This window comes from Hyphomicrobium sp. (assembly GCF_020852195.1).
GTDB lineage: Bacteria > Pseudomonadota > Alphaproteobacteria > Rhizobiales > Hyphomicrobiaceae > Hyphomicrobium_C.
The window spans coordinates 19,006-29,867 of record NZ_JADZBI010000185.1; the positions used below are offsets into that span (position 1 = coordinate 19,006).

The following is a 10,862-nucleotide window of genomic DNA, read 5'->3' on the forward strand; positions in this document are numbered from 1 at the left end:
CGCTTTATCCCACGCTTAGGGACGTGCCGGCGTCGAGCGCCGTATCGCACCCTTGGGGACCCTGATGCTGCAATTCGATCAGGAAAGTCAGCCGGCGCGCCGAAGCGCCCTTGGCCCTTCCGGGCGAGGCGGCGGATCCGACCGCCTGCTCGACACGCTGGCGCGCGAGATCGAGGACACCCAGCGCCAGCAGAGCGAGACGCTGGCCCATATCGTCGAGCGGCTGCGGTCCTTCGACGTCGGCCGCACGACCGCGGCGCCCCAGTCGCGGCGCCGGCAATACATGACCCTGGAGGAGGCCGGCGACGAGCCCTGGGACGTCGATACGGCCGAAGCGCTGATGCGGGCCTGCGAGGACGATCTCTCCCGGCCGTACGTTCCCACGCACGCCGCGATCTCCAGGAGCCAGCAGGAGTGGATCGGCGAGCGCTTTAACGACGTCACACAGCGCATCACGCAGGCGCTTTCCGATCTCAAACCGGCCAACACGGTGGCGGCGCTCGAGGAGCGGCTCGACTCGTTCCAGAAGCTCATCAGCTCGGAGCTCGAGGACGTGGTGCGGCGCGCGGATCTCGAAGGACTGCGCCTGATCGAGGTGCATGTCAACGATCTCGGCGACAAGCTCGACGAACTCGAACGGCATGTGTCGCGCATCGACGGCATCGAGAGCGACGTGCGCAGCGTCATGGAGCAGGTGTCCGATGAGCGGATCGCCAAGCTGCTCGACTATGACAGCCGTTTCGCGGCCGACCTCGAAGCCGTTGCCAGGCGGGCGGCGGAGGAAGTGCACGCGCGTATCGGCGACGACGCCGAGCAGGCGCAAGCCGTCACGCGCCGCCACGAGGAACTGCGCGCGCTGATCGAGGCCTCGATCCAGGACCGCCGCGAGGCGGAGGCGCAGGCCACCTCGCTGGTGACCGGCCTCACCGGCCGCGTCAGCGCACAATCCGACCGCTACGACGAGCTGAAAAGCCTGCTCGAGCAGGCGATCCAGGAGCAGCGCCAGAACGAGCAGACGGCCTTCGGCATGCTCGACACGCTGCAGCAGGCGCTCATCACCGTCCTCGACCGCATGGACGCCCTCGAGCAGCACCACGCGGCCGTGACGCCGGCCCGGCCTGCCCCGGAGCAGCCCGTGCTTGCGCCGCCCCCGTCCTTCGCGTCGCCCTATGCCGAAGAAAGCGCGCCCAGCAGCTCGGACCCCGGTTCCGCGAGCGACGCGCCCTACGCCTTCCGCGACACGCGCTTCGATGCTTTCAGCGCGAAGGACGAGTCGGAGCCGCCGGCACCGGTGGAGATCCCTGCCGCCTTCGCCGACGTCGGCGATGCCGTTGACGCCCCCGCCTCCGACGAGCCGGAATCGCCGCTCGACAGGCTGCGGCGCGACTTCGTCGCCGATGCCCGCCGCGCCAAGCTCAAGGCGACCGCAAACCGCGCGGAGGCGCTCGGCGAGCAACAGGCCGAGCCGCCGAAGGCCGGCACCGTCGCCGAGGCGCGCGCCGCGCTGACGCAGGGGACACGCGCGCCGCTCGGCGGCGGGTCCGGACGCCTGTTCGGCATGTCGACCAAGCTGCTCGCCGGCGTGCTGGCGCTGATCATCGCCATCAACGGCGCGCTCCTGCTCCTCAACCGCAAGTCTGCAACCCCGCCCGCCGCACCGGAGATCGCGCGTCCGTCCGCCACCGAGCCGCGGGGCACCGATCCGCAGATCCCGGGCGGGATGTCCGAGCAGCCTCAAGGCACGCCGGGTCCCGGGCCGCGCTCGGAGCTCGGAGACGGCGAGACCGAGGGTCACAGACTCCTCGCGCCCTACGGTCTTCACGACGACGTCCTCAATCCTCCCGCGCTCGATACGACGGGCAGCACGACGCCGTCCGACATTCCTCGCGGCATGACGATTGCCCAGCCGGTCGGCTCGCTCACCGACGCGGCCGTCGCGGACGTCTACGAGCAGCAGGTGCTGGCCAGCCTGTCGGGCAAGCTCGGGATGATCGCCGCTGGGCGCTCCGCCGACGCGCTGCTGCCCGAAAAGAGCGGGCGCATCGATGCGGCCTACTCCACGCCCGAGCTTTTCGAGAGCGGCGAGGGCGCAGCGTCCGAGAGCGCGCTCGACCTGCCGCCGGCCACCGTGGGACCGACGTCGCTCCGGCTTGCGGCCGCCAATGGCGACGCATCGGCCGAGTTCGAGGTCGCCGCGCGTCTCGCCGAGGGCAAGGGCACGGGCCAGGACTATGCCGAGGCGCTGCGCTGGTATCAGCGATCGGCGGCGAAAGGCTTCGCGCAGGCCCAGTACCGGCTGGGTACGCTCTACGAGCGCGGTCTCGGCGTGACCAAGGACATCGAGCGGGCCAAGATCTGGTATGCACGCGCCGCCGAGGGCGGCAACGTCAAGGCCATGCACAACCTCGCGGTGCTGAGCGCGGGCGGGGAGGCGGGCGAGCCTGACTACGACGCCGCCCAGCCGTGGTTCCTCAAGGCGGCCGAGCACGGGCTCGCCGACAGCCAGTACAACCTCGGCGTCCTGCTCGAGAACGGCTTCGGCGGTAAGACGGATCGCGTCGCGGCCTACAAGTGGTATGCGCTCGCGGCCAAGGACGGCGACCCGGATGCGGTCATGCGGCGCGACGCCTTGAAGCGTGCGCTCGGCGCGGCGGAGCTCAAGTCCGCGGAGGAGATGATCGCGACCTTCAGGCCGCGGCCCGCGTCGCCGCTCGCGAACGATGCCCGCGCTGCCGGCGAGGACTGGAAGAAGCGCGCCCAGAACGACACGAACACCTAGAAATCCCGCGACGCGTCTGGCCTAGCCTTTTGACGAGACCGACGATTCACGCTTCGAACCGATAGGGTTTGAAGCGATCATGGTCTCAGCGCCACGCTTCCGGAATATTTCCGAGCCGAGAGCGCGACTTCCCGCGACGCAACACTGGCACTGGCGGCAAAGGTTCAATACCATGCGCGCGCGAGGGCGACGTTGCGCACCTCGCGCCGTGCGACGCGGCAGGGCCAGCGGGGAGCGGCCCGACCGGCGCGACGGTCTCGCGTGCCCCACATCTCCGGTATCCGGCGTACACACTCACGCAATGCATATCTATCTGCCGATCGCCGAGATGAGCGCCAACGTGCTGCTGTTCCTCGGCATGGGCGCCGCTGTCGGCTTTCTGTCCGGCCTGTTCGGCGTCGGCGGCGGGTTCCTGATGACGCCGCTCCTGATCTTCTCCGGCATCCCCTCGGCGGTGGCGGTCGGCACCGGGGCGGCGCAGATCGTCGCCTCCTCCGTCTCGGGCGCGATCGCTCAGTGGCGGCGCAACAACGTCGACATCAAGATGGGCGTCGTGCTGCTCGCGGGCGGCATCGTCGGGTCGGTGATCGGCGTCAAGATGGTGCGCATCCTAAGGCTCGCGGGCCAGTTCGACCTTTTCGTCGCCCTCGCCTACGTGACGTTCCTCGGCGTGATTGGTGCCTTGATGCTGATCGAGAGCCTCAATGCGATCCAGAGCGCGCGCAGCGGGCAGCCGCGTGCGGCGCGCCGCTCCGGGCAGCACAACTGGGTGCACAAGCTGCCGCTCAAGATGCGCTTCCACCGCTCGAAGCTCTACATCAGCGCCATCCCGCCGATGATGATCGGGGCGTTCGTCGGATTCCTCGGCGCCATCATGGGCGCGGGCGGCGGCTTCATCATGGTGCCGGCCATGATCTATCTCCTGCGCGTGCCGACCAACGTGGTGGTCGGGACCTCGCTGTTCCAGATCGTGTTCGTGGCGGCGGTGACGACCGTCATGCAGTCGACCGAGAACTACAGCGTTGACATTGTGCTGGCGCTCATCCTCATCGTCAGCGGGGTGATCGGTGCGCAGTACGGCGCCGCCGCCGGGGCGCGCCTCAAGGGCGAGCAATTGCGGCTTTTGTTGGCGGCGCTGGTGCTGCTCGTCTGCGCGCGCATCGCGTGGGACCTCGTGACCACGCCGCCCGAACTGTTCTCCATCACGACTACGCTCGGAGCGCAGCTATGAGGCTTCGCGCGCACCGTTGCTGGTCAGTTCTCCTGCTCGCTGCCGTTACCGCGGCGTGGGCCCCCGCCGGTGGCGACACGCGCGCGCAAGACGCGGTCGAGCCGGAGGCCGAACTGCCCGATTGGGGAGAGCCGCTGCGCAAGCGGACCCAACGCAGCAAGCGGCGGGCGGAACCCCGAGCGCCGGCACCCCAGCCCGCGCGACGCTCCGAGCGGGGTGCGGAGCGAGCGGGCGCCGAGCCTGCCAAGGAGGCCGTCGAGGCCGACGTGTCGTCGCGGAACATCGCTATCACGTCCGCCTTCACGGGCACCGAGGTCGTCGTGTTCGGATCGGTGGTCAACAGCCGGCAGCCGAGCGCGGAGGCAGGCTACTACGACGTGATCGTCGTGCTCGAGGGCATGGCGACGCCGCTCACCGCGCGGCGCAAGTCGAACGTCGCCGGGCTCTGGGTCAACACGCAAGCCTTCGCCTTCGAGAGCGTGCCGAGCTACTACGCCATCGCCTCGACGCGCCCGATCGAGGAGATCGCCGAGCCGGCGCTGCTCGCGCGCCACGCCATCGGCCACGACTACGCGCGGCTGGCACCGTCCGCGCATTCGGTCATGGAATCGCAGCCCGGCGAGCTTCAGAACTACAAGGACGCGGTGATCCGCATCAAGCAGCGGGACGGGCTCTACATCAAGCGCGACTATGCCGTGATCTTCATCGGCAAGAGCCTGTTCCGTGCCTCCATCTCGCTGCCGGCGAACGTGCCGGTCGGTCCGCTGACGGCGCGCGTGTACCTGCTCCGCGAGGGCGAGCTTCTAAGCACGTTCCAGTCGCGGGTGCGGCTCGAGCGGAGCGGGGTCGAGCTCTGGCTCTATCAGGCCGCCATGCGCCATCCGCTCTACTACGGACTCGCGGCCGTGCTGGTGGCGGCGCTGGCCGGGCTCATCGCCTCCATGCCTTTCCGCCGCAAGCCGCCGGCGTAGAGGAGTGCTCGTGGCTCCTGGGTCCCGGCTCTCGCGGCTTGCGCCGCTCGGCCGGGATGAAAAGGTGGCGGCCGATTTGCCTCGCGTGTCATCCCGGCCAAGCGACGCGCAGCGGAGCGCCGAGCCAGGACCCAGGGGCAAAGGGCGGAAACCTCAGTCTTCTTTCAGGAGGCGTGGCGCGATGGGGTAGAGGCCTTCCTGACCAAGCACGAGAACGGACAGGCCGTCGTTGCCGAACAGAGGCGAGAAGGCGTCGTCGAGCACGTTGAGGCCGCCGGCGTAGGTGCCGAAGGCCGGCAGCACGAGGCGCATGCCGTTGCCGACGAAGCACGGGCGGCGGATGACGTGGCCGTGGAAGGAGACGCGCGCGGCGGGATGCAGGTGGCCAGTGATCTCATGCGTCACGGGGCCTGCCGTCGGCTCGTGGCGGAAGGTCAGCCCGCCGACGCTGACCTCGTGCAGCACCGTGCCGCCCAGGCACTCGTCAATCACGGGGTCGTGGTTGCCGTTGAGCCAGATCCATTCGCGATCCTCCTGCAAGATGGCGAGCGTCTCGCGGTCCACGAGGCTCATGCGGTCGGCGGCGCCACAATCGTGAAAGCTGTCGCCGAGGCAGAGCACGGTCGCGGCCGGGTAGGCGTCGAGCGTCGCGGCCAGGCGCTCCAGCGTGGCCGCGGTGTCGTAGGGCGGCAGCATGATGCCGCGCGAGGCAAAGGCGGAGCCCTTCTCCAGGTGCAGGTCGGCGACGATCAGGATGTCCTCGGCCGGCCAGTAGAGCGCGCCCGAGACGTCGGCCACGAACGCGCGCCCGGAGATCGAGACCGGCTGCCGGCTGAACTCACCGACGTCGAGGCGCTCGGGCTTCAGCTCCAGCAGTTGTGTCGTGCTTCTCACGTGCGTCCCCGTTCTGGTGTCCACCGTCGGCCCGTGTCGCCTCGGCTATCAATTCCTCCGCCGCCTCGCGGAGCAGATCCTCGCGCGTCAGCCGGCCGACGGGCTCGACGCCGATCTCGAGCAGGATGGGCACCGCCAGCGGCGAGACCCGATCCAGAGCTTGATGCCTGATTCGACCGCGCGCGCGGGCCAGGAATTGGCCGAGGCGAGCAATATCCAACAGGCCCGTGGCCGCGTCCTCCCAGGCGGCTTCCAGCAGAATATGGCCGGGATCGTGGCGGCGCAGCACGTTGTAGATGAGATCGGTCGACATCGTGACCTGGCGGCCACTTTTTTCTTTCCCCGGATGGCGACGCTCGATCAGGCCGGCGATGACGGCCACGGTGCGGAACGTGCGGCGCATGAGGCTGCTCTCGGCCAGCCAGGTCTCGAGGTCGTCGCCCAGCATGTCCTCGTCACAGAGGCGCTCGAGGTCGAGGCTGCCGTCGGCGATGCGCGCCGTGAGGTCGCCCAGGCCCCAGCCGGCGAGGCCATAGTCGTTGGCAACGAAGCCGAGGGGGCGAGCACCCGCGCGCTCGAGCCGCCGCGTCAGCAGCATGCCGAGCGTCTGGTGGGCGAGGCGGCCCTCGAACGGGTAAGCGACCATGAAATGACGCGAGCGGCGCGGGAAGGTCTCAACCAGCACGTCGTCGGTGCCGGGGAGCTGCGAGTAGTCTTGCTGCAGGCCCAGCCATTCGGCAACGGGAGTCGGCAGGTCGGCCCACTGCGTCCGGTCGGCGAGCATGGCGCGCACGCGCTTGGCGAGGTGCGTCGAGAGCGGGAACTTGCCGCCGGCGTAGCTCGGGATCATGGCGTCGGCGCCGGGCGCGCGGGTGACGAAGGCTTCCGTCTCGGCCAAACCCTCAAAGCGCAGGATCTCGCCGGCGAAGACGAAGGTGTTGCCCGGCGCGAGCTGCTCAATGAAGTATTCCTCGACCTCGCCCAGAACGCGGCCGCCCATCAGCGTCGGCGCCGCGCCCGGCTTTCCGGTCTTGCGGCGCGCGCGTCTGCGGCCGACAAGGCGGATCTTGATCATCGGCGCCTCGACGATTGTGCCGGCGTTCATGCGGTACTGGCTAACGAGGCGCGGGTGGGCGAGTCGCAGGCGGCCGTCGTCGGTCGGGCGCAGGCGTGCGAAGCGCTCGTAGGATTTCAGCGCGTAGCCACCGGTGGCGACGAAGTCGATCACGCGATCGAAGCGCGCGCGCGTCAGGGCAGCGTAGGGACTGGCGGAGCGGACCTCCTCATAGAGCTCATCCGGCTTGAAAGGTGCGTGGCAGGCCATGCCGAGCACGTGCTGAGCGAGTACGTCCAGCGCGCCGGAGCGCGAGATCACCGCGTCCTGCTCACCGGCCTTGGCGGCGTCGAGCGCGGCGCGGCACTCCAGCACCTCGAAGCGGTTGGCGGGCACGAGGAGCGCGGCCGAGGGCTCGTCCAGGCGGTGGTTGGCGCGGCCGATGCGCTGCGCGAGGCGGGAGGCGCCTTTCGGCGCACCGACGTTGACGACGAGGTCCACGTCGCCCCAGTCGATGCCGAGGTCGAGCGTGGAGGTGGCGACGACGGCGCGCAGGCGGCCCTCGGCCATGGCGGCCTCGACCTTGAGGCGGCGCACCTTGTCGAGCGAGCCGTGATGGAGGGCGATGGGCAGGCCCTCGTCGTTGATGCGCCACAGCTCCTGGAACACCAGCTCGGCCTGCATGCGCGTGTTGACGAAAACCAGCGTCGTCTTGTGCATGCGGATAGCGCGGTAGATCTCGTGCATCGCATAGCGCGCGGAATGACCACTCCAGGGCACCGGCTCCTCGATCTCGAGGATGTCGATCTCCGGCTCGGCGCCGCCCGGTGCGATCACGAGATCGGCCAGCGCGCGGCTGTCGTCGGGCGCGTGCTGCGGCACGAGATAGCTCAGGAGCTCGGAAGGACGCGCGACCGTTGCGGAGAGGCCGAGCGTCATGAGGCCAGGCGCGAACGTGTTGAGGCGGGCGAGGCCGAGCGACAGCAGATCGCCGCGCTTCGAAGGGGCGAGCGCGTGCAGCTCGTCGAGGATCACGGTGTCGAGGTCGGCGAAGGTGTAGCCGGCGTCGGCGTTCGACAGCATCAGCGCGACCTGCTCGGGTGTGGTGAGCAGGATCTGCGGCGGCTTCACACGCTGACGCGCGCGGCGCGCCGCCGAGGTGTCGCCGGTGCGGGTCTCGATCGAGACCTTGAGGCCCATCTCGGCGACCGGTGCCACGAGGTTGCGCGAGATGTCCTCGGCCAGTGCCTTCAAGGGCGAGACATAGAGCGTTCTGAGGCCGGCGCCCTGTTTCGGGCTTGGCCCCTCGGTGAGCGCAATCAGGCTCGGCAGGAAGCCAGCCAGGGTCTTGCCGGCGCCGGTGGGGGCGATGAGCAGCGTCGAGCGGCGGGCGCGCGACTTGGCAATCAGCGCGAGCTGGTGGTCGCGGGGCTGCCAGCCACGGCGGCGGAACCAGTCCGCGAACTGCGCCGGGAGGGCTGCCGCGCCAATCTTCGCCGGCTCCGCCTGCCTCCTGGCGGCCGGCCGTCTCCTTGCCTTCGCGGTTACGCCGTTCACGCGTCGGGACCTTCTTCGCGCCCGCCGATCTCTATGCTAGACGGGAGCGAGCTTGTTCAGGGACCTAGGCATGGACCGTAACACGATTTTCGGCGGAAACCCGCTCGGGGTGATCCTCCGTCTCGCCCTGATCTCGATCGCGGTCGGGATCGTGATGAAGGCGCTCGGCATCGACCTCTCGAATTTCTTCCAGCGCATCAACGAGCTGTTGCGGAACATCTACGACCTCGGGTTCGGCGCCATCGAGTGGGTGCTCGAATACCTCCTGCTCGGCGCGCTGGTGGTGGTTCCCATCTGGCTCATCGCGCGTGTGGTCGGCGCCGCCCGCTCCAAGGCGGAGTGACGGGTGCCCGTCAGCGGAGCGGGGTTGCTGCCCTATGGGAAACTCTCGCGCGGTGCCACAATTGCACGTTGCGCTGTCGCACGAGGATCCTGCCGACGTCGTGTTTGTGGATGCTGGCGTAGATCCCGGCCTTCGCCGGGATGACGTTTGTCATGGGGATACCCGTTCGCCTTCCCCCGACGTCGTCCCGGCGACGGCCGGGACCCACGCAAGTCTCCGCACACGCACCATTCGATGTAACGACCGCGCGTGCAACAACGCTGCTCTCAGAAAGGCGGCAGACGTCGCTACCGCGTGGGGGCGGCGGAGGCGGAGGTCTCGTGGCGGAAGAAGACGTCGACCCGCATGCCGGTCAGAAGCGGCGGCGTCCCGTCCAGCGCGGCCAGAACCTCCAGCACCTCGACATCATTCGGACGGCGCGGACCGCGGCTTGTGATGCGCGGCGAGCCGAGCGCGGGCGCGACCTGCGTCACGACGCCCTCGAAGTCCTTGTCCGGAAACGCGTCGGCGCGGACGACGACACGCTGGCCGAGGCGGATCTTGGTCACGTCGCGCTCCTCGACCTCGGCGCGGACGCGCAGGGCCGAGATGTCGCCGAAGAGCAGAAGAGCCGCATCGGCGGAGGGGGCCGCCATCTCGCCGACCTTGGCCCATACGTTGAGGATGGCGCCGTCCTGCGGGGCACGCACACGCGTGCGCTCGATGGCATTCTCGACCTGGGCGACATCGGTACGCGCGACCCACAACGCCGATTCCACGCGCGTCGGATGCGGGAGATCGGGCTTGGCCAGAACCTCGTCGAGCTTGGCGCGGTCCTCGGCAACCTGCTTACGGGCATCGGCCAGCTTCTGGCGTGCGTCAGCCACGGCCTTGTCGTCGCCATTGCCGAGCTTCGCCTTCTGATAGGCGTCGTCGAACGCGAGCTGGGCGCGGAAGCGGGCACGCTCGGAGGTGTTGAGCGCATCCTCCGCCTCGCGCCGCTCGAGGGAGACGCCGGTCGCCGGCTCCTCGTCGCGCTCGAGAATGCGCACCTCGGCCTCCGATTCCGCGGCGGCGAGCTTCGGCTGCAGATCGTCGTCGTCGAGCAGCACCAGCGGGTCGCCCGCCGTCACGCGATCGTTGGTCTTGGCGATTACGTCGACGATGCGGCCGGGAACCTGCGAGGAGATGCGGACCTCGCCGTCCTTCGGCTCCACGCGGCCGGTCGCCGATGCGGCCCAGACCGGGCGCGTGCCGCGGCTGTCCTGGGCGCTGGCGCTCTCGATCGCCTGTGCCTCGCCGCCGAGACGCGGCGTGATCTGGTTCAGCGTGATGCTGCTCACGATGGCCGCAACGGCTGCAGCCGCCACGGCGGTGACGGTGGGATCGAACTTAACCATTCGCTTTTCGCCTCTTCGTCAGGTCGGCAATCTCGGGCGCGTCGAGGCCCTGCGGCCTGCGCTCCTCGCCGACGATCAATCCATCCTCAATGCGCACGACGCGGTCGGCATAGCCCAGCGTGCGGGGATCGTGGGTCACGGCCAGAACGCTGCGGTTCTGCTCCTTGGCGATGCGCGCCAGAAGCGCCATCACCGCGTGGCCGTTCTCGCTGTCGAGCGCGGCCGTGGGCTCGTCCGCCAGCACCACCGACGGCGAAGCCGCAATGGCGCGTGCCACGGCGACACGCTGCTGCTCTCCACCGGACAGGTTCGACGGATAGTTCCTGAGCCGGTTGCCGAGCCCGACGTCACGCAGAACCTCCTCGGCGCGATGCGCGGCCTGGTAGCCCTTGCGCCCGATGACGTCAAGGGCAATGCGGACGTTCTCAAGCGCCGACAGGGTCGGGAACAGGTTGTAGGACTGGAAGATGAAGCCGATGTGCTTGCGGCGAATCTCGGCCAGCTCCTCGGGGCTCTTGCCAGCCGTCTCCTCTCCTTCCACGCGGACGATGCCGGAGGTCGGCGTCAGGATGCAGCCGAGAATAGAGAGCAGGGTCGTCTTGCCGCTGCCCGACGGCCCCATCAGCAGCGTCAGTTCGCCGGCATTGAGGGTCA

Annotated in this window: 8 protein-coding genes; 4 read left to right on the forward strand and 4 right to left on the reverse strand. The window is 69.2% G+C overall.

Annotated elements, in window-relative coordinates; genetic code table 11:
- Nucleotides 1-64: 64 nt before the first annotated feature.
- The 3 genes from IT540_RS16010 (at nucleotide 65) to IT540_RS16020 (ending at nucleotide 4,981) form a co-directional block, all read left to right on the forward strand.
- Nucleotides 65-2,779 carry a hypothetical protein gene (locus IT540_RS16010; RefSeq protein ID WP_291180137.1) on the forward strand — a complete coding sequence of 905 codons (2,715 nt, stop codon included), beginning with the start codon at nucleotides 65-67 and terminating at the stop codon, nucleotides 2,777-2,779.
- Between the two features lie 301 nt (nucleotides 2,780-3,080).
- Nucleotides 3,081-4,010, forward strand: coding sequence for a sulfite exporter TauE/SafE family protein (locus tag IT540_RS16015; RefSeq protein WP_291180140.1), 930 nt, complete (start codon nucleotides 3,081-3,083; stop codon nucleotides 4,008-4,010).
- A complete protein-coding gene (locus IT540_RS16020; protein ID WP_291180143.1) occupies nucleotides 4,007-4,981 on the forward strand; it encodes a TIGR02186 family protein in 975 nt (324 codons plus the stop codon). Before IT540_RS16015 ends, IT540_RS16020 begins: the two co-directional genes overlap by 4 nt.
- Before the next feature lie 153 nt (nucleotides 4,982-5,134).
- On the opposite strand, the gene pdeM is transcribed toward IT540_RS16020, so the two are convergent.
- Nucleotides 5,135-5,875, reverse strand: coding sequence for a ligase-associated DNA damage response endonuclease PdeM (pdeM, locus tag IT540_RS16025; protein ID WP_291180146.1), 741 nt, complete (start codon nucleotides 5,873-5,875; stop codon nucleotides 5,135-5,137).
- Entirely contained in the window at nucleotides 5,820-8,420 is a 2,601-nt protein-coding gene (locus IT540_RS16030) for a ligase-associated DNA damage response DEXH box helicase (RefSeq protein ID WP_291180158.1), read from the reverse strand. Before IT540_RS16030 ends, pdeM begins: the two co-directional genes overlap by 56 nt.
- A gap of 136 nt (nucleotides 8,421-8,556) precedes the next feature.
- Between IT540_RS16030 and IT540_RS16035 the strand changes: the two genes are divergently transcribed.
- A complete protein-coding gene (locus tag IT540_RS16035) occupies nucleotides 8,557-8,829 on the forward strand; it encodes a DUF6460 domain-containing protein (protein WP_291180149.1) in 273 nt (90 codons plus the stop codon).
- A 287-nt stretch (nucleotides 8,830-9,116) separates the two neighbouring features.
- Here the strand turns inward: IT540_RS16035 and IT540_RS16040 are convergent, their stop codons facing one another.
- A complete protein-coding gene (locus tag IT540_RS16040; RefSeq protein ID WP_291180152.1) occupies nucleotides 9,117-10,208 on the reverse strand; it encodes an efflux RND transporter periplasmic adaptor subunit in 1,092 nt (363 codons plus the stop codon).
- A partial coding sequence (locus IT540_RS16045) for an ABC transporter ATP-binding protein (protein ID WP_291180155.1) occupies nucleotides 10,201-10,862 on the reverse strand: 662 nt, incomplete at its 5' end. The genes IT540_RS16040 and IT540_RS16045, both read right to left, overlap by 8 nt.